Source organism: uncultured Sphingomonas sp., assembly GCF_937859915.1.
In the GTDB taxonomy this organism is placed as follows: Bacteria; Pseudomonadota; Alphaproteobacteria; order Sphingomonadales; family Sphingomonadaceae; genus Solisphingomonas.
In genome coordinates this window covers 1-20,220 of the sequence record NZ_CALMAW010000114.1, presented here as the reverse complement: position 1 = coordinate 20,220, position 20,220 = coordinate 1, and the positions used below count along the sequence as shown (strand labels likewise).

Annotated in this window: 18 protein-coding genes and 1 tRNA gene; 10 read left to right on the top strand and 9 right to left on the bottom strand. The window is 68.9% G+C overall.

From position 1 onward, the window contains the following. Positions 1–377, bottom strand: a 377-nt coding sequence (locus tag Q0326_RS14990) for an FAD-dependent oxidoreductase (protein ID WP_298691919.1), incomplete at its 3' end; no start/stop codon positions are given. 128 nt (positions 378–505) lie between these two features. On the opposite strand from Q0326_RS14990, the gene Q0326_RS14985 reads away from it, so the two are divergent. From Q0326_RS14985 to Q0326_RS14965, 5 genes are all read left to right on the top strand, one after another. Then, positions 506–2,821, top strand: a complete 2,316-nt coding sequence (locus tag Q0326_RS14985) for an FdhF/YdeP family oxidoreductase (RefSeq protein ID WP_298691917.1) — start codon at positions 506–508, stop codon at positions 2,819–2,821. Between the two features lie 33 nt (positions 2,822–2,854). Continuing rightward, positions 2,855–3,916 (top strand): SDR family oxidoreductase, encoded by a 1,062-nt coding sequence (locus tag Q0326_RS14980; RefSeq protein WP_298691915.1) that lies wholly within the window; start codon positions 2,855–2,857, stop codon positions 3,914–3,916. A 260-nt stretch (positions 3,917–4,176) separates the two neighbouring features. After that, entirely contained in the window at positions 4,177–4,719 is a 543-nt protein-coding gene (locus Q0326_RS14975) for a molybdenum cofactor guanylyltransferase (protein ID WP_298691913.1), read from the top strand. Next, on the top strand, positions 4,716–5,513 hold the full coding sequence (fdhD, locus tag Q0326_RS14970) for a formate dehydrogenase accessory sulfurtransferase FdhD (RefSeq protein ID WP_298691911.1): 798 nt from the start codon (positions 4,716–4,718) through the stop codon (positions 5,511–5,513). Before Q0326_RS14975 ends, fdhD begins: the two co-directional genes overlap by 4 nt. Positions 5,514–5,517: 4 nt before the next feature. Continuing rightward, the gene (locus Q0326_RS14965; RefSeq protein ID WP_298691909.1) at positions 5,518–6,159 is read left to right on the top strand and encodes a peptidylprolyl isomerase; all 642 of its coding nucleotides are present in this window, start codon (positions 5,518–5,520) and stop codon (positions 6,157–6,159) included. Position 6,160: 1 nt separating this feature from the next. On the opposite strand, the gene Q0326_RS14960 is transcribed toward Q0326_RS14965, so the two are convergent. Both Q0326_RS14960 and Q0326_RS14955 read right to left on the bottom strand, forming a co-directional pair. Next, on the bottom strand, positions 6,161–6,553 hold the full coding sequence (locus tag Q0326_RS14960; protein ID WP_298691907.1) for an HIRAN domain-containing protein: 393 nt from the start codon (positions 6,551–6,553) through the stop codon (positions 6,161–6,163). A gap of 18 nt (positions 6,554–6,571) precedes the next feature. Next, positions 6,572–6,648: transfer RNA gene (locus Q0326_RS14955), tRNA-Met, on the bottom strand. A gap of 179 nt (positions 6,649–6,827) precedes the next feature. On the opposite strand from Q0326_RS14955, the gene Q0326_RS14950 reads away from it, so the two are divergent. Continuing rightward, positions 6,828–7,238: a DUF3775 domain-containing protein gene (locus Q0326_RS14950; RefSeq protein ID WP_298691905.1), complete on the top strand. Its 411-nt coding sequence runs from the start codon at positions 6,828–6,830 to the stop codon at positions 7,236–7,238. 3 nt (positions 7,239–7,241) lie between these two features. On the opposite strand, the gene Q0326_RS14945 is transcribed toward Q0326_RS14950, so the two are convergent. From Q0326_RS14945 to Q0326_RS14935, 3 genes are read right to left on the bottom strand one after another with little or no spacing between them, the layout of a single operon-like run. Then, positions 7,242–7,754 carry a 2'-5' RNA ligase family protein gene (locus tag Q0326_RS14945; protein ID WP_298691902.1) on the bottom strand — a complete coding sequence of 171 codons (513 nt, stop codon included), beginning with the start codon at positions 7,752–7,754 and terminating at the stop codon, positions 7,242–7,244. Then, on the bottom strand, positions 7,751–8,326 hold the full coding sequence (locus tag Q0326_RS14940; RefSeq protein ID WP_298691900.1) for an NTP transferase domain-containing protein: 576 nt from the start codon (positions 8,324–8,326) through the stop codon (positions 7,751–7,753). The genes Q0326_RS14945 and Q0326_RS14940 overlap by 4 nt, the downstream gene beginning before the upstream one ends. Positions 8,327–8,328: 2 nt before the next feature. Then, on the bottom strand, positions 8,329–10,281 hold the full coding sequence (locus Q0326_RS14935) for a potassium transporter Kup (RefSeq protein WP_298691898.1): 1,953 nt from the start codon (positions 10,279–10,281) through the stop codon (positions 8,329–8,331). Positions 10,282–10,504: 223 nt separating this feature from the next. Between Q0326_RS14935 and Q0326_RS14930 the strand changes: the two genes are divergently transcribed. After that, positions 10,505–10,723, top strand: a complete 219-nt coding sequence (locus Q0326_RS14930) for a DUF3072 domain-containing protein (RefSeq protein WP_298691896.1) — start codon at positions 10,505–10,507, stop codon at positions 10,721–10,723. A gap of 137 nt (positions 10,724–10,860) precedes the next feature. Here the strand turns inward: Q0326_RS14930 and Q0326_RS14925 are convergent, their stop codons facing one another. The 3 genes from Q0326_RS14925 to Q0326_RS14915 are packed head-to-tail and all read right to left on the bottom strand — an operon-like array spanning position 10,861 to position 16,655. Continuing rightward, positions 10,861–12,276, bottom strand: a complete 1,416-nt coding sequence (locus tag Q0326_RS14925; RefSeq protein WP_298691894.1) for an efflux transporter outer membrane subunit — start codon at positions 12,274–12,276, stop codon at positions 10,861–10,863. Further along, on the bottom strand, positions 12,263–13,480 hold the full coding sequence (locus Q0326_RS14920; protein WP_298691891.1) for an efflux RND transporter periplasmic adaptor subunit: 1,218 nt from the start codon (positions 13,478–13,480) through the stop codon (positions 12,263–12,265). The genes Q0326_RS14925 and Q0326_RS14920 overlap by 14 nt, the downstream gene beginning before the upstream one ends. Beyond that, positions 13,473–16,655 carry an efflux RND transporter permease subunit gene (locus Q0326_RS14915; protein ID WP_298691889.1) on the bottom strand — a complete coding sequence of 1,061 codons (3,183 nt, stop codon included), beginning with the start codon at positions 16,653–16,655 and terminating at the stop codon, positions 13,473–13,475. The genes Q0326_RS14920 and Q0326_RS14915 overlap by 8 nt, the downstream gene beginning before the upstream one ends. Positions 16,656–16,835: 180 nt before the next feature. Between Q0326_RS14915 and Q0326_RS14910 the strand changes: the two genes are divergently transcribed. The 3 genes from Q0326_RS14910 to Q0326_RS14900 all read left to right on the top strand — a co-directional run bounded on the left by Q0326_RS14910 (position 16,836) and on the right by Q0326_RS14900 (position 20,101). Continuing rightward, entirely contained in the window at positions 16,836–17,762 is a 927-nt protein-coding gene (locus tag Q0326_RS14910) for a LysR substrate-binding domain-containing protein (protein WP_298691887.1), read from the top strand. Positions 17,763–17,936: 174 nt separating this feature from the next. Continuing rightward, on the top strand, positions 17,937–19,031 hold the full coding sequence (locus Q0326_RS14905; protein WP_298691885.1) for a glycosyltransferase: 1,095 nt from the start codon (positions 17,937–17,939) through the stop codon (positions 19,029–19,031). Beyond that, positions 19,028–20,101 carry a glycosyltransferase gene (locus Q0326_RS14900; protein WP_298691883.1) on the top strand — a complete coding sequence of 358 codons (1,074 nt, stop codon included), beginning with the start codon at positions 19,028–19,030 and terminating at the stop codon, positions 20,099–20,101. Before Q0326_RS14905 ends, Q0326_RS14900 begins: the two co-directional genes overlap by 4 nt. Positions 20,102–20,220: the final 119 nt, after the last annotated feature.

Sequence of the window (20,220 nt, the reverse complement as noted above, 5' to 3'; positions counted from 1 at the left end):
TCTTCGCTGTCCAGCCCAAGCCATTTCGCCTGCGCGCCGGTCGCGATCACCAGCACCTCGCCCTCGTACACGTCGCCCGAATCGCCCGTCAGCCGGAACGGCCGCCGCGACAGGTCGACCTGCGTGATCGTGTCCCAGATCATCCGCGTGCCGACGTGCTCCGCCTGCGCCTGCATCTCTTCCATCAGCCACGGACCCTGGATCACGTCGCGGAAGCCCGGGTAGTTCTCGACGTCGGTGGTGGTCGTCAGCTGGCCGCCGGGCTGCACGCCCTGGACGACGATCGGGCTCATGCCGGCGCGCGCGCCATAGATGGCGGCGGACAGCCCGGCGGGGCCGGAGCCGAGGATCAGCATGCGGGTGGTGTGCGTGGTCATGGGGCGCCTCCTAATCGTCTCGGTCGGATATGGGGAGCCATCGGGTTCCCGTGCACGGAGAAAAGATTTGGGGCGCGCAGCGTCCGGCTTCCCGCTACGTTCGCCCAAGGACCTGAAGGAGTTGAGACATGGCCGACCGGCGCGACATCGGCGTGGACCCGTACAGCGGCCCGTCGGGCGGATGGGGATCGCTGCGATCGGTCGCGGCGGTCGTCGCCAAGGAGCGGATGACGCCCACGACGATCGCGCAGTTCCAGCGGCAGAACAAGCCCGGCGGGTTCATGTGCGTCAGCTGCGCCTGGGGCAAGCCCGCCAACCCGCACATCGAGGAGTTCTGCGAGAACGGCGCCAAAGCCACCGCTTGGGAACTCACCTCGCTGCGCGTCACGCCCGACTTCTTCGCCCAGCACACGGTGTCCGAGCTGATCGGGTGGAAGGACCACGATCTGGAGCAGGCGGGTCGGCTGACGCACCCGCTGCGCTACGATGCCGCAACCGACAAGTATGTCGCGGTCAGCTGGTCGGAGGCGTTCGCGGAGATCGGCGCGAAGCTCAAGGGGTATGACCCCACCAAGGTCATTCTCTATTCGTCGGGCCGCGCGGCGCTCGAGACGTCGTACATGTATGCGCTGTGGGCGCGGATGTACGGCAGCCAGAACCTGCCCGATTCGTCCAACATGTGTCACGAAACGACGTCGGTCGCGCTGAAGCAGGCGATCGGATCGCCGGTCGGCACCTGCCAGCTCGAGGATTTCGACAAGTGCGACGCGATCTTCTACCTCGGGCAGAATCCGGGCGTGAACTCGCCGCGCTTCCTCCACCCCTTGCGCAGCTGCGCCAAGCGCGGCGTCGAGATCATTGTGTTCAACCCGCTGATCGAGCGCGGACTGGAGCGGTTCACCGATCCGCAGAACCCGATCGAGATGGCGACGCTGAAATCCACCCCGATCGCGACCCAATATCATCAGGTAAAGGCGGGCGGCGACATCGCCGCGCTGCTCGGCATCGCCAAATGGGTGCTGGAAGCGGACGTGGAGGCACGCGCCGCGGGCCGCGACCCGATCGTCGACCATGAGTTCATCGAGCAGCACACGACCCGGTTCGAGGAGTTCGCCGCCAAGGCGCGCGACACGAGCTGGGACGACATCTCGCGCGAGAGCGGGCTGACGAAGGATGCGCTCGTCGAGGCGGCAAAGGTCTATGCGCGGTCGAAGGCGGTGATCGCCATCTATGGCATGGGCCTGACGCAGCACCGCCATGGCATGGAGAACCTCTTCATGCTGACTAACCTGATGCTGCTGCGCGGCAACATCGGCCGGCCGGGTGCGGGGATGAACCCGGTGCGCGGCCATTCCAACGTGCAGGGCCAGCGCACCGTCGGCATCTCGGAAAAGCCCGAGCTCGTCCCGCTCGACCGGCTGGCGGAGCTGTACGAGTTCGAGCCGCCGCGTATGAAGGGCTGGGACACCGTCGAGAGCACGGAGGCGGTGCTGCGCGGCGAGGCGCAGGCGTTCGTCGGGCTGGGCGGCAATTTCGTCCGCGCGATCCCCGATCACGGCCGCGTCGAACCCAAGTGGCGCGACCTCGACCTGACGGTGCATATCGCTACCAAGCTCAACCGCTCGCACCTGCTGCCCGGCAAGACGAGCTACATCCTCCCCTGCCTCGGCAGGATCGAGCGTGACGACCAGGCGAGCGGGCCGCAGGCGGTGTCGATGGAGGACAGCTTCTCGCACATCTATGGCTCGCACGGCCGCGTCGAGCCCGCGAGCCCGCACCTGCTGTCGGAGCCCGCGATCGTCGCCGCGCTCGCGCTGTCGACGCTGGAGCCCAATCCCAAGGTGCCGTGGGGCAAGTGGGTCGGCGACTACAGCCTCGTGCGCACCGCGATCGAGAACACCTATCCGGAGCTGTTCATCAACTACAACGAGCGGATGGATACGCCCGGCGGGTTCTGGAAGGGCAATGCCGCGTCGCATCGCCAGTGGAAGACTAAGAGCGGCAAGGCGGAGTTCAACGCGCCCAAGGTGCTCAACGCCGCCGGCTTCGACGACGGCGAGGTCGAAGGCGGCGGCCAGCGGTTCCGGCTGGTGACGCTGCGCTCCAACGACCAGTTCAACACCACCATCTACGGCTATTACGACCGCTTCCGCTCGATCCGCGGCACCCGCGACATCGTGATGATGGGCAAGGCGGACCAGGCGAAACTGGGGGTGAAGGAAGGCGACAAGATCAGCCTGGTGGGCGACGCCGGCGACGGCCATGACGCGGTCCGCCGCGTCGACGGTCTGACGGTGATCGACTACAACATCCCCGAAGGCTGCCTCGGCATGTACTATCCCGAGAGCAACGTCCTGATCGCCCTGTCGCACAATGCCGAGGAGAGCCATGTGCCGGCGGCGAAGGCGGTGCCGGTGCGGGTCGAGGTGATGGCGCTCGCCTGATCTCCCCTACCCCGGTTTGACGATGGGAACGACATGACGAAGACAGCACTAGTGGTGGGCGCGAGCGGGATCGTGGGCGGCGCCACCGCCGCGCTGCTGGCGGCCGAGGGATGGACCGTCCACGGGCTCGCGCGGCGGCCGTCGTCGCTGCCCGGCATCGAGCCGGTGGCGGCGGACCTGCAGGACGCCGACGCGACCAAGGCGGCGCTGGCGGACGTCCGCCCGGACGCGGTCTTCATCACCACCTGGCTGCGCCAGCCGACGGAGGCGGAGAACATTCGCGTAAACGCCGGCATGGTCCGCAACCTGCTCGACGGTCTGCGGCCGGGCGGCAGCACGCGCCACGTCGCGCTGGTCACCGGCCTCAAACACTATCTCGGACCGTTCGAGGCCTATGGCAAAGGCACGTTGCCGCAGACGCCGTTCCGCGAGGACCAGCCCCGGCTCGACATCGAGAACTTCTATTACGCGCAGGAGGACGAGGTGTTCGCCGCCGCCGCGCAGGATGGCTTCGGCTGGAGCGTCCATCGCCCGCACACGATCATCGGCAAGGCGGTGGGCAATGCGATGAACATGGGCACGACGCTGGCCGCCTTCGCCTCGCTGTGCCGCGAGACGGGCCAGCCGTTCCGCTTCCCCGGATCGCCCGAGCAATGGTTCGGGCTGACCGACATGACCGACGCGGGCCTGCTCGCCCGGCACCTGCTGTGGGCGACGCAGACGCCGGCGGCGCGCGACCAGGCGTTCAACGTCGTCAACGGCGACGTCTTCCGCTGGAACTGGATGTGGGGTCGCATCGCCGACTGGTTCGGGCTGCAACCGGCGCCGTTCGACGGCCGCATCGAGCCGCTGGAGGATCAGATGCGCGGGGCGGACGCCACGTGGCGCCGGATCGCGGAGCGCGACGGGCTGGTGGAACCCGACCTCGCCCGCCTCGCCTCGCCGTGGCACACCGACGCCGATCTCGGCCGCCCGATCGAGGTGGTGACCGACATGGGCAAGAGCCGCCGGATGGGCTTCACCGATTATCAGCCCACCGACGACGCGTTCTTCACGCTGTTCGAGCGGTTGCGGGCCGACCGGCTGATCCCTTGATGTCGGGACGTCCGGTTCTCCCGCGAAGGCGGGAGTCCAGACGGCGAAGGCGCGGCGCCGAGACATCCGGACTTACCCTCTCGCGGGTAATCGCCGGTGGGAGACGCTGCGCGCTGTCCTACACGCCCCGTTTCGCCTAACGGGGGTGCGATGCCGTCTTCACCGATGCCCTCCCTCCGCCGCTTCCTCCTCGAAGACGCGACAACGGCGGCGGCGATAAACGGCATTCCCCAGTACTTCGTATACTTCGGCGGGGTCGCGTGAGCGGGGGCCGCGTCCTGGGTGCGCTGATCGCCGGTGGTGCGGCATCGCGGTTCGGGTCGGACAAGGCGTTGGCGCCGTGGCGTGGACGGGCGATGATCGGGTGGGCTGCTGACGCGCTGGCGCCGTGGTGCGACGCGGTGGTGGTGGTGGGGCGCGAGTGGGACGGGCTGGCCTCCATCACGGACCGGCCCGCGCCCGGCCTCGGCCCGCTCGGCGGCATCGCGGGCGCGCTGGTCCACGCCGGGGCGCACGGCTTCGGCACGGTCGTGACGATCGGCTGCGACATGCCCGACGTGCCGCGTGAGCTGATCGGCCGGTTGCTGGCGGCCGCGCCGGCCTATTGCGCGGATGTACCGATCCTCGGTGCATGGCCCGCCGCTCTCGCCCCGGCGCTGATCGGGCGCTTGTCGGCGGCGGTGCCGGGCGCGAAGGACGGGCGGCTGTCGATCCGCCGCTGGGCGACCGAGATCGGGGCGACGCCGGTCCTCGCGCCCGCCCCGCTCGCCAACGTCAACACGCCGGCGGACCTCGTCGCGTGAGCGCCGCCGCGGACGCCAGGACGGTGCGGGTCTTGCGCGCGACCGGCTCCGACCCGGTGGAGCGCGCGATCGCGGTCGAGGCGCCGGTCGCGGTCGAGGTCGACGGGTTGGGTTACGCCGTCATGATGATGACGCCCGCGGACCTGACCGCCTTCGCGACCGGGTTCATGCTGACAGAGCGGCTGGCCGACAGCGCCGCCGACGTGATCGACGCGGAGCCGTTCGAGGCGGAGGCGGGATGGATGCTGCGCGTGACGCTCAGCGCGCGCTGCGCCGGGCGGATGGCGGACCGGGTGCGCCATCGGACCGGAGACACGAGCTGCGGCCTGTGCGGCATTGCGTCGCTGGAGCAATTGCGCCGCCCGGTCGCCGCGCCCCCGCCGCTGCCCGACGTCGGGGTGCCCGCGCTGTTCGCCGCGCTGGCGGGCTTGCGCGCGTACCAGCCGCTCAACGCGCTGACCGGCGCGATCCACGCCGCCGCGGCCTGCGATGCCACCGGCGAGATCGTCGCGGCGTTCGAGGACGTCGGCCGGCACAATGCGCTCGACAAGCTCGTTGGCCATCTGGCGCTCACCGGCATCGCGCCCGCCTTCCTGCTGGTCACGTCGCGGATCAGCTTCGAGATGGTGGACAAGGCGCTGGTCGCGCGCGCGCCACTGTTGATGGGCATCTCCGCGCCCACCAGCATGGCGATCGATCACGCGCGCGCGCACCGCCTGACGCTGATCGCGCTCGCCCGGCCCGACGCGATGCTGGTGGTCAACGATCCGGGCGGGCTGTTCACGGGAGACTGACGCGATGTTCCTGCTCGCCGCGCTGCTGATCCAGGCGACCGCCTTGCCCGCACCGATGCCCGCCGCGCCGACGTCGGCCCTCGTGCTGCAAGCGGCGGCGACCGCGCCCCTGCCGCCGCCTGCGCCCGGCATGGTGCGGGTCGCGCTCGTCACCGACACCGGGCGGATCGTGCTCGACCTCGAACAGGCGCGCGCACCGATCACCACCGCCAACTTCCTGCGCTATGTCGACGGACACCGGCTGAACGGCACCGTCTTCTACCGCGCGGCAAAGGGCGGGCCCCGGTTCGGCTTCATCCAGTTCGGCGTGCAGAACGCGCCCAAGCGGGTCCTGCCGCCGATCGCGCACGAACCCTCGACGCAGACCGGCGTCACCCACACCGACGGCGCGATCTCGGTCGCGCGCAACGAGCCGGGCAGCGCGCGTGGCGACTTCACGATCAATCTCGGCGATCAGCCTTCGCTCGACGCCGACCCGGTCAGGCCCGGTGACAACCTCGGCTACGCCGCCTTCGGTCATGTCGTACAGGGACTGGATGTGGTGGAGCATATCTTCGACGCGCCGATTGTCGACGGCGGCTTCTTCCCGGGCGAGATGCTGGCGCAACCGGTGCGGATCGTGTCCGCCCGCCGGGTGCTGCCCTGATTCACGCGCCCCAGAGCGGCCCGTCCGGATCGGCGACGTCGTCGGCGATGAGCCGGGGCTCTGTCCGGGTCATGGGCGGCAGGCTTGGCGCACGACCGCCGAACGCGACACGAATGTACGCCGCGCTTTCCGCCAGACCCTGGAAGATGGCGACGACCGGCTCGCCCGCGCGCAGCCGAGCGCCGATCCACGGCGCCCGTTCGGCGGTGAGATAGCCGATCTGATGCCCGCGATCGCTCAACACCGCGACGGCGAAGCGGTCGTGCAGGTTACGGGGTTCGGGCCGCAGCGACACCGCGTCGCCAGGGTTGCACTGCAGGATCTCGAAGCGTCTGTTGCTGCCGTCGCGATTGGGAAAATCGATGCCGACGACGGCGAGCGAGAGTTCGTCCATCGGACCGCCCTCCCAAGATGGTAGCGAAGGAGGGACTTGAACCCCCGACCCCAGGATTATGATTCCCGTGCTCTAACCAGCTGAGCTACTTCGCCCTGCCATCCCGTTCAGCGCGGCGCAGGGCGCCCGCTTCGGAAGCGCGGCCTATAGGCAGCGCTATCGGGGCGGTCAACCGTCCGCCCCACTCTCGGCGCGATTTTGCGGAACCGGCACCGCGCCATGTCGTTTCGCCCGACACGCCCCCAAGGCCCTTGCCGCAGATCAGGAACACCCGATGGACCTCGTGACCCCCCTCGACATCATCTGCCGCATCATCCAGCGCGCGCGCGAACTCGAGGCGCTGGTGCCCGGCATCGACCCCGACAATGACGATCCGGTCAACGATTCGGACGACGATCGCGACGTGCTCGAGGACGAGCTCGACGACGACACCGTGCAGGACGAGCTGCGCACGACGATCGACGATCTCGCCGACGACCAGCAGACCGAACTGCTCGCGCTCGCGATGGTCGGGCAAGGCACCTATGACGCGGCCGAATGGGACGACGCGCTCGAAGAGGCGAACGACCCCGACAATGAAGCGATCGTCGACCAGCTGCTCGACATGCCGACGCTGTCGGAAAATCTCGAAGCCGGCCTCGCCGCCTTCGACCTGAGCTGCACGGGCGTCGGCCAGGTCGACTGATCGTCAGCCGGCGAACCTGTGGCATGCGATCGGCTCCCAGGGGCCATCGCGGTAGAAATAGGTCGCGATCCCGATGATCGAGAGCGGCCGCGCGATCTGCGGGTCGCGCTCGATCTCCCCGTGGAGCGCTTTCGCGACCGCCGGATCGACCTTGTTCTGGATCGTGACGTGCGGTCGCCAGCCGGCACGGTCCTGCGGCGTCAGCACGCCGTGGAAGGCGTCGGCCAGATCGGCGCGCAGCGCGACCAGGGCATCGCTATGGACGCGGAACGCGACGCCGCGGCCGAGCAGCATCGGCTTGCCGATCGCCGCGGCCGGTCGCGGGACGTTGCGCGTCATCTGCCCGAGCTGCGCCGTCAGCTCGTCGAGCAGGCTCGGCGGCAGGTGGTGGAACAGCGTAAGGTGCGCTGCGATCTGGTTGCGCGCGGGCGGAAAATGGGCGCGGCGCAGTCCGTCGAGCCACGCGAAGTCGGCGCTGCCGAAGGCGGCCGAGACGATGATGGGTGCCGGCGTCATCGCAGTGCCGGCGGGATGCGGGTGAGGCCCGCAGGGCGGTCGATGTCGGCGACGCAGCGGCGGTCGCTGGGCACCGTCCGCGCTGGGTCGACGCCGCGCAGTCCGGCATCGCCGGCCGCCCCCGACAGCCGCCGCAACTCCGCACCCCGAAGCAAGACCGGGTGACCGGGACGGCGACGCGAGCCTGGACGAACGATGCCGTCACCGGAACGCGCAGCGCCGACCAGACGGGCGGCCAGCCGCGGTGACAGCCAGGGCATGTCGGCGAGGAAGACCAGCGCCTCGCGATCGATCGGGCGGAGCTGACGCGCGGCCGCGCGCAGGCTCGCCCCCATCCCCTCGCGATGGTCGGTCGCGCGCACGAGAACCGCGTGCCGGTCGCGACGGCGCACCGCGGCGGCGACACGCCGCGACTGGCTCCCGGTCACGACGATCAGCCGCTGCACCGGCGCCTGCCGCACCAGCGCGAGCGCGCGATCGAGCAGCATGACACCGCGGACCGTCGCGAACAGCTTGTTGGCGGCCCCGAAGCGCCGCGACGCTCCTGCCGCGAGCAGGATCGCGACTCGCATGCTCAGATCTCGACCTGGCTGCCCAGCTCGACGACGCGGTTGGACGGCAGCCGGAAGAATTCCATCGCGCTTTCGGCGTTGCGCAGCATCCAGGCGAACAGCTTTTCGCGCCAGATCGCCATGCCCGGCCGCGACGAGGCGATCAGCGTCTGGCGGGCGAGGAAGAAGCTGGTGTCCATCATCCGCAGCGGCGTGCCCATGCCCTGCACGTTCGACAGCGCGGCCGGAACGTCGGGCTCCTGCATGAAGCCGTAGTGGACGACGACGCGGTAGAAGCCCTGCTCGAACGGCTTAACCTTGGTGCGGTGCGATTGCGGCACATAGGGCACGTCCTCGATCCGCACGGTGAGCAGGATGACGCGCTCGTGGAGCACCTTGTTGTGCTTGAGATTGTGAAGCAGCGCGTGCGGCACGCCGTCCTTCGCCGTGGTCATGAACACCGCGGTGCCGGGCACGCGCTCGGCCGAATTGGCCGCCGACTTGACGAACACGCTGATCGGCATCGCAACCTCGCTCAGCCGCTTGATCATCAGCTGCCGCCCCTTCGCCCAGGTGGTGAGCAGCGTGAAGGCGACGACCCCGACCAGCAGCGGGAACCAGCCGCCATCGGGCACTTTGGTCAGGTTCGCGGAGAAATAGGCGAGGTCGACCAGCAGGAAGAGCGCGATCAGGGCACCGGCGCCGAGCTTGTTCCATTTCCACAGCGCGACCAGCAGCACCGCGAGCAGGCAGGTATCGATCAGCATCGCGCCGGTCACCGCAATGCCATAGGCGGCGGCCAGATTGGTCGAGGTCCGGAAGCCGAAGACCAGCAGGATCACCATCACCATCAGCGTCCAGTTGATGACGGGGATGTATATCTGCCCGGCGGCACTGGCACTGGTGTGAGTGATCTTGAGCCGCGGCATGAAGCCGAGCTGGATCGCCTGCTGCGTCACCGAAAAGGCGCCCGAGATCACCGCCTGCGAGGCGATCACCGTCGCCAGCGTCGAGAGGATGACCAGCGGCAGGCGCAGGCTGTCGGGTGCCAGCAGGAAGAAAGGCGAGCGGATCATCCGCATCGCATGTTCGGGCGGCGCGGCGAGGATCATCGCGCCCTGGCCGAGATAGTTGAGCATCAATGCGGGCAGCACGAAGCTGACCCACGACAGCCGGATCGGCCGGCGACCGAAATGCCCCATGTCCGCATAGAGCGCCTCGGCACCGGTCACCGCGAGGACGACCGAACCCATGGCGAGGAAGGCGTGGAGCGGCTCTGCGCCGAAGAACAGCGCCGCGTGCCAGGGATTGAGCGCGTAGAGCACGCTCGGCAGCCTGATCAGATTGACGATTCCCAGCACCGCCAGCGTGGCGAAATAGATCAGCATGATCGGGCCGAACAGCGCGCCCATCCGCGCGGTGCCGCGCGCCTGCAGCGTGAACAGACCGATCAGGATACCCACCGCGATCGGGATGACCAGCGGAGCCAGCCGACCCTCGACCGTCGTGAGGCCTTCGACTGCGGACAGCACCGAGATCGCCGGGGTGATCATCGAATCGCCGAGGAACAGCGCGGTCGCGAGCACGCCGAGCAGCACGAGCCCCTTGGTCCAGCGCTTCTCCGAATTGACCGTGCGCGACACCAGCGCGAGCAGCGCGAGGCTGCCGCCCTCGCCCTTATTGTCCGCGCGCATGATGATGGTCACATATTTGACCGTCACCACGACCATCATCGACCAGAAGATCAGGCTGAGCACACCCATGACGTGGAGATTGTCGGGGCGCAGCGGATGATGGCCGGCGAAGGTCTCGCGGAAGGCGTAGATCGGGCTGGTGCCGATGTCGCCGAACACGACGCCGATCGCGCCGGCCGAGAGCTTGAGCAGGCTTTCGCGCTTATGCGTCGCACCGCCATCGGGCAGCAACGACTCGTCGGCGGGCGGCGCCGGTAGCGCCCTGTCCTCGGGATCGTTCATTGCACGGTCAGGGGATACGGACGATGACGTCGCAAGACCACTCGGCTGTTCCCGCATCCGCAGGCGATGCGCCCGCTCAATAGCCCGGCGCTCTAGCATGGCCGCTCATCGCCCTGCAACGCCGCGACGGACGCGCGGCAACCGCCAAATCCCATTTTGACCACCTCGCGGCCATCGGAACAGAAATGGAACACCGTCGTTGATCCCGCGAAGGAGAAACATGATGTCCGACACCCCCAATCCGAAGACTCATCCGACCTCGAACGCCGAGAAGGATCCGGCCGACTGGACCACCGGCGCCGAGCCGATGACCGGCGCGCAGGCCAGCTATCTCAAGACGCTGAGCGAGGAAGCCGGCGAAGGCTTCGACGATACGCTCGACAAGGCCGACGCGTCGGTGCGGATTGACGAGCTGCAGCAGAAGACCGGGCGCGGGGCGTAAGTAACGCGCCTGTCGCGATCGCCGATTCCGGCAGTGCGACCCGAATCTGAGCCGACGCAATCCGGCGCCCCTAATGCCGGGCCTGGATTGCCTCGCCGTATGCGAACAGACAGCGCCCTTGGCGGCTCGCGCTACGCCTAGGACGCGACCCCACCCAGCGCGCGGACGCTGTCGACCGCGTTCGTCAGCCCGCGCGTCTGGAGATCGAGCAGCGCGCGCTGCGCGTCGAGCGCCGCGGTCTGTGCGGTGACGACCTCGAGATAATCCGACGCACCGTCGCGGTAGCGGATCAGCGCGAGATCAAGCGTGCGGCCCGCCGAGGTCGCTGCGTCCTTCTGATCCTGCGTTTCCTGGACGAGATCGCGGCCGAGCGCGAGATCGTCCTCGACCTCGCGGAAGGCGGTCAGCACCGTCTGCTTATAGTTCGCCGCCGCCTCGTCGAATTGCGAGCGCGCGATCCGTACGCGGGCGCGCCGCTGGCCGCCATCGAACAGGTTGAGCGCGAGCGACGCCGGGCCCAGCGCCCAGAAGGTGCTGGCGGCACTGAGGATATTGGGGCCGGTCGTCTCCTGGCCGGCATTGCCCCCCAGCGACAGCGTCGGATAGAGCGCGGCGCGCGCGACGCCGACCTGCGCATTGGCCGCGAACACGCGCCGCTCGGCGGCGTCGATGTCGGGACGGCGTTGCAGCAGGGTCGAGGGCGTCCCCGCCGGGAAGGACGGCGGATCGGGCTGGCGCGTATCGGTCGGGATCGCGAAGCTCGAGGCGGGCACGCCGACGAGCGCGGCGACGGCATGTTCATAGGCCGCCCGCTGCGCGCGGACGTCGGAGATTTCGGCCCGTGCGGTCGCCAGCTGCGTACGCGCGCGGCTGACGTCGAGCCCGGTGCCGACGCCGCCTTCGTGGCGGGTCTCGGTCAGATCATAGGCGCGCTGATAGGCCGCGACGGTCTGCTTGAGCAGTTCGAGCCGCGCGTCGAGCCCGCGCATCTGGAAATAGCTGGTCGCGAGACTGGTCTGCAGCCCGAGCCGGCTACCCGCGACATCGGCGGCGCTGGCCGCCGCCTGCGCGCGATTGGCGGCGATCAGGTTGCGCACGCGGCCGAACAGATCGATCTCCCAGGAGAGCGAGGCGCCGACCTGATATTCATTATATTCGACCGACCCGCCGACCGCGGTGCCCGGCACCGTCAGCGGCCGGTTCGCCGGGGCGCGCACCCGCGATACGCCGCTATTGGCATCAATCTGCGGATAGAGCTGTGCCTTGGCGACGCGCAGCTCGCCGACCGCCTCGTCATAGCGCGCAACCGCAGCGGCGAGCGTCGGGTTGTCGGTTTCGATCCGATCTTCGAGCGTATCGAGCACGGGATCGTGGAACGACTGCCACCACGCGGCGGCGGGCGCGTCGGCGGCAGGCGCCGCGGTGGTCCAGCCGGTCGGCACCTCGAGATACTTGCCCGGCGCGGCGATCGCGGGGCGATGATAGTCGGGCGCCAGCGAGCAACCCGACACGCTCACCAGCAGCGCTGCGACGAGCGCCTTACTGCTTCGCATTGCCGCCGGCTCCCGCATTGGGCTTGTCGGTCGCGCCGGTCTTCTGCGCCGGCGCGATCTTGACCGGATCGCCGTTGGCGATCGCGTCGGGCGGGCTGTCGATCACGCGGTCATTCTGCGAAAGCCCGGCCAGCACCTCGAGCGTATCGCCCGAATCGCGGCCGATCTTGATCGGATGCAATTGCACCTTGTTGCCCGGCCCCGCGACCGCGACCAGCGTGCCGTCGCTGCGATAGAGCACCGCGCTTGACGGGATCACGACCGAACCCGACGTCCCGGTGATCGGGAATTTCGCCTGCGCATAGGCACCGGGCTTCAGCGCACCGTCGGGATTGGGTGCCTGCAGCTCGACGAGCACCGAGCCCGACTGCTGGTCGACCGCGCCGGCCGTGCGGGTGAGCACCGCATCGAAGCTGCGGCCGGGATATTCGGGCAGCGTCAAGGCGACGTGGAGGCCGGGGTGGACCTCGGCCGAATAGGCCTGCGGCACGCGGACATAGATGCGCATCCGGCTGACGTCGGAGACGGTGAACAGCGGCTGGTCGGCGGCGCTTCCCGCCGTGACCAGCTGACCGATCTGGGTCGAGCGACTCGTGATCGTGCCGGCGAACGGCGCCTCGATCCGGGTGAAGCCGGTCAGCGCATTCAACCGGCCGACATTGGCGGCAGCGGCGTTGGTCAGCGCCTTCTTGGCGGCGAGATCCCCCTGCTTTTCATCCGACTCCTGCTTGGAGACGGCGTCCTTCTGGAGCAGCGTCGACCAGCGCGTCGCGGTGGTCTGCGAGAGATTCTGGTTGGCACGCGCGGTCTCGAGGTCGGCGCGCGCGGCAACGAGCTGCTGCTCGACCTCGGGGGCGTCGATTGTCGCCAGCACTTGGCCGTCGGCGACGTGCGCGCCGATGTCGACATACCATTTGCTGACATAGCCGTTGGTCCGGGCGTAGATCGGCGCGCTGTTGAGCGCCTGGACGTTGCCCGGCAGCACCAGCGCGTTGCTCGCCGGCTCGCTCTTGGGCTGGACGACGCTCACCGTCTGCGTCGACTGGTCCTGCGTCCAGTCGGCGAGCTTGTGCTCGCTGTGGCGGCGCGAGAGGATTCCCCAGATGACCAGCAGCACCGCGACGATGAGCACGACGATACCGATGATCTTGAGCAGGCGGTTGTCGACCTGCGGGGCGTCCTCGCCGTGCGAGACGTCATGCATGGGCTTCCTCCAGGCGGGCGGCGGCGGATACGGGCCGGCCCTTGCGATGCGCGAAACTGAACACGACGGGCACGAACATCAGCGTGCCGAACGTCGCCACTAAGAGGCCGCCGATCACCGCGCGGCCGAGCGGGGCGTTCTGCTCGGCGCCCTCGCCCAGGCCCAGCGCCATCGGCAGCATGCCGATCACCATCGCCAGCGCGGTCATCAGCACCGGGCGGAAGCGGGTGACGCCCGCCTCGTAGGCCGCCTTGGTCGCGTCGCCCAGCTCCTCGAGCTTCTCGCGCGCAAAACTGATCACCAGGATCGAGTTGGCGGTGGCGACGCCCATGCACATGATCGCCCCGATCAGCGCCGGCACCGACAGAGGGGTGCCGGTGATGAACAGCATCCAGACGATCCCGGCGATCGCGCCGGGCAAGGCGGTGATGATCACGAACGGATCGAGCCAGCTCTGGAAGTTGACCACGATCAGCAGGTAGATCAGCACGATCGCCGCGAGCAGACCGAAGAACAGCCCCGAGAAGGCGGTGTTCATCGTGGCGTACTGGCCGCGCAGCGTGATCGTCGCGCCCTTGGGCGCCTCCTTCTTGAGGTCCTTGAGCACCTGGTTGATGTCGCCCGCGACCGCACCGAGATCGCGCTCGGCCGGCGTCGCATAGATGTCGATCGTCGGCTGGATATTATAGTGGCTGATCACCGCGCCGGTGGTGTCGCGGGTGATGCTGGCGACGCCGCCGAGCACCTGGGGCACGGCGTTGCCCGAACCGGTGACGGGCACGTTGAGCAGCTCGTTGAGCGTCCGGATGCGATATTCGGGCGCCTGCGCGACAACGGTGTACGACACGCCGTTCTCGGGATTGACGAAATAGACCGGTGCTGTCTGCGCGGTGCCGGCAAGCGCGGTCGCGACGCTGTTGGTGACGTCGCGCTCGGTCAGCCCGAACTGGTCGATCCGGCTGCGATCGGCATGGACCTTGAGCTCGGGATAGGAGGTCGACTGCTGCATGCGCGCGTCGGCCGCCCCCGGGATCGCCTTGATCCGGCGGAGCATCTTCGCCGCATAGGCCAGATTGCCCTTGGCATCCTTGCCGGTGATCTGGATGTCGATCGGCGCCGGCGCACCGAAGTTGAGGATCTGGCTGGTGATGTCGGCGGGCAGGAAGGCGAAGGTCGAGCCCGGGAAATAATGCGGCAATTGCTCGCGCATCGTCTTGATGTAGCCCGCGACCGGATGATGGCCCTCGCCCAGCGTGATCTGGATGTCGCCGTCCTGCGGGCCGATCGTGCCGCTATTGTTGTAGACCGTGTTGATGCCGCTGACCGGCAGGCCGATGTTGTCGACAACCGTCGCCAGCTCGCCGGCGGGGATGATCTGACGGATGCGGCGCTCGATCCGGTCGAAATTGGCGGCGCTGTCCTCGATGCGCGAGCCGATCGGCGCGCGGACGTGAAGCGTGATCTGGCCGGCGTCGACCGTCGGGAAGAAGTTGCGGCCGAGGAACGGGACCAGCAGGAAGGACAGCGCGACGCAGACCAGAAAGCCGATCGCGAACACCGCACGCGCATCGAGCGCCTTCTGGAGCAGGCCGCCATAGCCCGCGCGCACGCGCTCGAAGCGCTTCTCGAAGCCCTGCTGGAAACGGGTGAACGGGTTGCGCGAATTCTTGCGCTGCTCGGCATGCGCGTCGTCATGCGGCTTGAGCAGGTACATCGCCATCGTCGGCACCAGCGTCCGCGACAGGATGAACGAGCCGATCATCGCGAAGATCACCGCGAGCGCCAGCGGAACGAACAGATAGCCCGCGACGCCCGGCAAAAAGAACATCGGCACGAACACGATGCAGATGCAGAGCAGCGAGACGAAGGCGGGCGTCACGATCTGCGCCGACCCGTCGAGGATCGCCTGGATCACGCCCTTGCCCATTTCGAGATGGTAGGTGATGCTCTCGATCGTCACCGTACCCTCGTCGACGAGGATGCCGACCGCGAGGCTCAGCCCGCCCAGCGTCATGATGTTGAGCGTGTTGCCGGTGACGCCGAGGAAGATGATCGAGAACAGCACCGCGAGCGGGATCGAGGTCGCGACGATCAGCGTCGAGCGCGCCGAACCCAGGAACAGCAGGATCATCAGCGCAGTCAGCACCGCGGCGATCACGCCCTCGCGGATGACGCCGTTGATCGCGGCGCGCACAAACAGCGACTGGTCGCCGACCGGGGTGATCTTGAGCTGCGACGGCAAGGTCTGCTGGAGCTGGGGCAGCTTGCCCTTGATCCCCGAGATGATCGCCAGCGTCGAGGTCTTGCCGTTCTTGAGGACGGTCATCAGCGCCGAGCGGTGGCCGTCGACATGGACGACATTCTGCTGCGGCGCGGCGCCGTCGCGGACATGGGCGACGTCGCGCATGTAGATGGTCGCGCCGTTGACGGTCTTGACCGGCAGGTCGTTGAACGCCTCGACGGTGGCGGGCGTGTTGTTGAGCTCGACGTTATATTGGAAGGTACCGATCTTGGCGAAGCCGACCGGGTTGATCTGGTTCTGCGCGGCGATCGCATTGCCGATGTCCTGGCCCGACAGCCCCTTCGATTGCAGCGCCTGTGGATCGAGATCGAACTGGACCTGGCGCTGCTTGCCGCCGAACGCATAGGGGATCGCAGCGCCGGGCACGGTCACTAGCTGCGGGCGGATCTGGTTCTGCGCGAGATCGAACAGCGTCTGTTCGGACAGGCCGGGGCCCGACAGCGCGAGCTGGACGATCGGGACGGTCGAGGCATTGTAGTTGAGGATCAGCGGCGGGGTGACGCCCGGCGGCAGCTGCTTGAGGATCGTCTGCGAGATCGAGGTAACCTGCGCGGTCGCGGTCTGGATGTTGGCGCCCGGCTGGAAATAGATCTTCACCACGCCGATGCCGTTGAGCGACTGGCTCTCGATATGCTCGATGTCGTTGACTGTGGTGGTCAGCACGCGCTCGAACGGCGTGATGATGCGGCCGGACATGTCGTCGGGCGACAGGCCGGTATATTGCCACGCGGTCGCGATCACCGGCACGCCGATATTGGGAAAGATATCGACCGGGGTCCGCGCCGCCTGGAGCACACCGACGATCGCGATCAGAATCGCCATCACGATGAAGGTCAGCGGCCGGGCAAGGGCGGTGCGTACGATGCCGTTCATCGCGTTACTCTTTCAACATCCGCGAGGGCCCGCAAGCGGTCGAATACAAACCAAACCCCGCGCGCACGCCGCTGAGGGGGGATGCGGGGGCGCGGGGTTTGGCAACGCCGCCTTTGCGCCGCAGCAGATCGTAGGTCCAGTATGGAATTCGGCCGGATCGATATATATAAGATATCGATCATGGAATTGCGCCATCTCCGCTACTTCGTCCGCGTCGCCACCGAACTCCACTTCGGCCGCGCCGCGCTGCAGCTCGGCATCTCCCAGCCCCCGCTCAGCCAGCAGATCCGCATGCTCGAGACCGAGCTCGGCGTGCAGCTGTTCGCGCGATCGAGCCGGCGGGTGCGGCTGACCGTCGCCGGCCGGCTGTTCCTCGACGAGGCCAAGGCGACGCTCGACCGCGCCGAACATGCGATCACGGTGACGCGGCGTGCCGCGCTCGGGGAGCTGGGCGAGCTCAGCATCGGCCTGTCCGCCTCGGCGCTGTTCACGCCGATCTTCGCGGATGCGGTGACTGCCTATCGCCGGCGCTATCCCGACGTGCATCTCGATCTCACCGAGCGGCCGCTGTCGGCGCAGCGCGAGGGGGTGGTGGCGGGCACGCTCGACATCGGCGTGGTGCGCAGCGGGCGCCGGCTCGCGCTGCCGCCGGGGCTGGTCGCGACCGCGCTGACGATGGACCGCATGTACGTCGCGATGCCGGCCGGGCACCAGCTCGCCGCCACCGACGCGGTTATCGACATCGCCGAACTCGCCGACGAGCCGATGGTCCATTATCCCTATGACCGCGAGGGCTTCCAGGAGGATCTGTACCGCCTGTTCGGCAGCGTCGGGCTGCGCCCGCGGCTGGTCCAGGAGGCGCACGAGATGTCGACGCTGCTCGGGCTGGTGTCGGCGGGGCTCGGCATCACCGTGCTGCCGGGGTCGCTCCGGCGGCTCCACGTCGCCAACCTCCATTATCGCGAGATCGCCGGCGACAGCGCGCTCAGCCGGATGTGGCTGTTCCACAATGCCGCGAGCCCGCGCCCGACCACGCAGACCTTCCTCGACGTGATCCTGCCCCACGCCAAGCCGCTGCCCGAGATCGCCATCCCCGACGCGGCCTGACGCCTCTGTTCGACCAGGAGTAGCGATGCTACGTCGAGGCGGCATGACTTTGAATGATCGTCGCCCCGGCCTCGAGCCAAGGTCCCGCATCCACGCCGTCGAGAATAGCGAAACCCCGGGTCGAGCCCGGGGTGACAGGGCATCGATCCACAGTCATCGCCAGGGCGCGCGACCATGACCCGCCCCGCGACGATCGGGGTGGTGATGCACGACTTCCCGCTAGGGGGTACCGAACGAATCGCGCTGCGGCTGGCGCGGGCATGGCTCGCACTAGGAATTCGGGTGACGATCTTTTGCGGCGACGAAGGCGGTCCGCTTCGGTCGATGGTGCCCGACGGCGCCACGCTGGTCACCGCAACGCCGCCGATATCGCGCGGCACCGGATCGCGCGAACGGCTGGGGCGCGCCGCCGCGCGCCATTTCGCGACCCACCCGGTCGACACGCTGTTCGTGACGGGCAATTTCCACTGGCAGGTGGTGCCGGCGCTCGCCGCGATCCCGCGGCGCGGCGCGATCGTCGTCCAGATTAGTTCGCCGCTGGCGCTGCCGCAGCGCGGACGCATCCTGCAGTGGCGCTTCCGACAGCGGATGCGCCGGCTGCTGCGCGGCGCCGACCGTCTCGTCGCGATGGACGAGACCGGCCGCGCCCGCGCCGATGCCATGCTCGGCCGCGCGATCGCGCGCACCATCCCCCTTCCCGCGCTCGACGACGACGCCCCGCCGCCGATCCGCGCGACCGGGCGCACCATATTGGCCGCGGGCCGCCTGATCCGGCAAAAGGGGTTCGACCTGCTGATCGAGGCGTTCGCGCGGCTCGACGACGCGTCCGCCCGGCTCGTCATCGTCGGTATGGGGCCCGAGGACGCGAGCCTGCAGCGTCTCGCGACGCGGCGCGGGCTGGACGCGCGCATCAGCTTCGCGGGCTTCGTGCCGGACCTTCGTCCCTCTCTCGACACGGCGCGCCTGTTCGTGCTGCCCTCGCGCTTCGAAGGCTATGGCGCGGTGATCGTCGAGGCGCTCGGCGCCGGGCGGCCGGTCATCGCCAGCGACTCGACCCCGGCGGTCGGCGACATGCTGACCAGCCCGGAGCGCGGCCTCATCGTCCCGGTCGGCGATATCGACGCGCTGACGGCCGCGCTGCGCACGCTGCTCGACCGGCCGGCCCCCGATCCCGCGCGGCTGGCGGCATCGGTGGCAGGCTATCGGATCGGCACCGGGGCGCGCGCCTATCTCGACCTGTTCGCCGACGCGATGGCAGCGCGCCGATGATCCTCATCGCCTACATCATCAACTCGCTCGAAGGTGGCGGCGCGGCGCTGCCGGTCCCGGCGATCGCCGACGTGCTGCGCGCCGGCGGCGCCGATATCCGGATCTTCGCGCTCACCCGCCGCGACGGCCGGGCGCTCGCGCCGATGGTGGCGGCCGGCCTCGACGTCCGCGTCCGCGACGGCGGCACCACCGATCATGTCGCCGCGCTGCGCTGGCTCGATCACGAGATCGCGCAGATGCGCCCGACGCATCTGTGGACCTCGCTGACGCGCGCGACGCTGCTCGGGCAGCTCGTCGGCCTGCGGCGCCGCCTGCCGGTGGTGAGCTGGCAGCATGCCGCCTATCTCAAGCCCGCCAATCGCCGCCTGCTGCGCGCGATGCAGCCGCTGTCGAAACTATGGATCGGCGACTCGGACGCGGTGACCCGGCTGACCGCCGAGCGGCTGCGCGTCCCGCCGTCGCGGCTGATGCAATGGCCGATCTTCCGCGCCGATCCTGCCGCGCGCCAGGCGACACCGTGGCGACCCGGCGAGCCGGTGCGGATCGGCAGCCTCGGACGGCTGCACCCCGTCAAGGGCTATGACGTGCTGATCGACGCGCTCGCCGCCCTGCCCGGCGGTATCGCATCCTATGACGTCGCGATCGCGGGCGACGGCGCGGCGCGAACGGCGTTGACCGCCCGGGCAGCGGCGCTCGGGCTCACCGGGCTGCGTTTCGTCGGCTATGCGGAGGATCCGGGCGGATTTCTGGCCGGGTTGCATCTCTACGTTCAGCCGTCGCGGTCCGAGGGACTGTGTATCGCGGTTCACGAGGCGATGCAGGCGGGGTTGCCCGTCGTCGCCAGCGCGGTCGGGCAATTGCCCTATTCGATCGTCGATGACCGATCGGGGTCGACGGTACCGCCGGGCGATCCGCAGGCGTTGGCGGCCGCGCTGGCACGGCTTCTCGCGCGGCCCGAGCGACTGGTTGCGATGGGTGCCGACGCGCGGGCCGACGTGCTCGCTCGCTTCGGCCCCGCGCATTTCCAGGCGGCCGGGCTCGCCGTGCTGGATCGGCTCACGGCGCTTTAGGCCGGATCGTACCGGCCTGCCAGGCGGGGCACGCAGCGTCGCTGCGGCGGGTGGCGAGCGCCACCCCGTCGGTCAGGCCGCGGCGACCGCCGCGCGGTCGCCGACGCGCACCGGTTGCG

Excerpts from the sequence above, each read along its gene's own strand:
- Q0326_RS14985 (WP_298691917.1), top strand. The coding sequence starts at position 506 with ATGGCCGACCGGCGCGACATCGGCGTGGACCCGTACAGCGGCCCGTCG.
- Q0326_RS14980 (WP_298691915.1), top strand. The coding sequence starts at position 2,855 with ATGACGAAGACAGCACTAGTGGTGGGCGCGAGCGGGATCGTGGGCGGC.
- Q0326_RS14965 (WP_298691909.1), top strand. The coding sequence starts at position 5,518 with ATGTTCCTGCTCGCCGCGCTGCTGATCCAGGCGACCGCCTTGCCCGCA.
- Q0326_RS14960 (WP_298691907.1), bottom strand. The coding sequence starts at position 6,553 with ATGGACGAACTCTCGCTCGCCGTCGTCGGCATCGATTTTCCCAATCGC.
- Q0326_RS14950 (WP_298691905.1), top strand. The coding sequence starts at position 6,828 with ATGGACCTCGTGACCCCCCTCGACATCATCTGCCGCATCATCCAGCGC.
- Q0326_RS14945 (WP_298691902.1), bottom strand. The coding sequence starts at position 7,754 with ATGACGCCGGCACCCATCATCGTCTCGGCCGCCTTCGGCAGCGCCGAC.
- Q0326_RS14940 (WP_298691900.1), bottom strand. The coding sequence starts at position 8,326 with ATGCGAGTCGCGATCCTGCTCGCGGCAGGAGCGTCGCGGCGCTTCGGG.
- Q0326_RS14935 (WP_298691898.1), bottom strand. The coding sequence starts at position 10,281 with ATGAACGATCCCGAGGACAGGGCGCTACCGGCGCCGCCCGCCGACGAG.
- Q0326_RS14930 (WP_298691896.1), top strand. The coding sequence starts at position 10,505 with ATGTCCGACACCCCCAATCCGAAGACTCATCCGACCTCGAACGCCGAG.
- Q0326_RS14925 (WP_298691894.1), bottom strand. The coding sequence starts at position 12,276 with ATGCGAAGCAGTAAGGCGCTCGTCGCAGCGCTGCTGGTGAGCGTGTCG.
- Q0326_RS14920 (WP_298691891.1), bottom strand. The coding sequence starts at position 13,480 with ATGCATGACGTCTCGCACGGCGAGGACGCCCCGCAGGTCGACAACCGC.
- Q0326_RS14915 (WP_298691889.1), bottom strand. The coding sequence starts at position 16,655 with ATGAACGGCATCGTACGCACCGCCCTTGCCCGGCCGCTGACCTTCATC.
- Q0326_RS14910 (WP_298691887.1), top strand. The coding sequence starts at position 16,836 with ATGGAATTGCGCCATCTCCGCTACTTCGTCCGCGTCGCCACCGAACTC.
- Q0326_RS14905 (WP_298691885.1), top strand. The coding sequence starts at position 17,937 with ATGACCCGCCCCGCGACGATCGGGGTGGTGATGCACGACTTCCCGCTA.
- Q0326_RS14900 (WP_298691883.1), top strand. The coding sequence starts at position 19,028 with ATGATCCTCATCGCCTACATCATCAACTCGCTCGAAGGTGGCGGCGCG.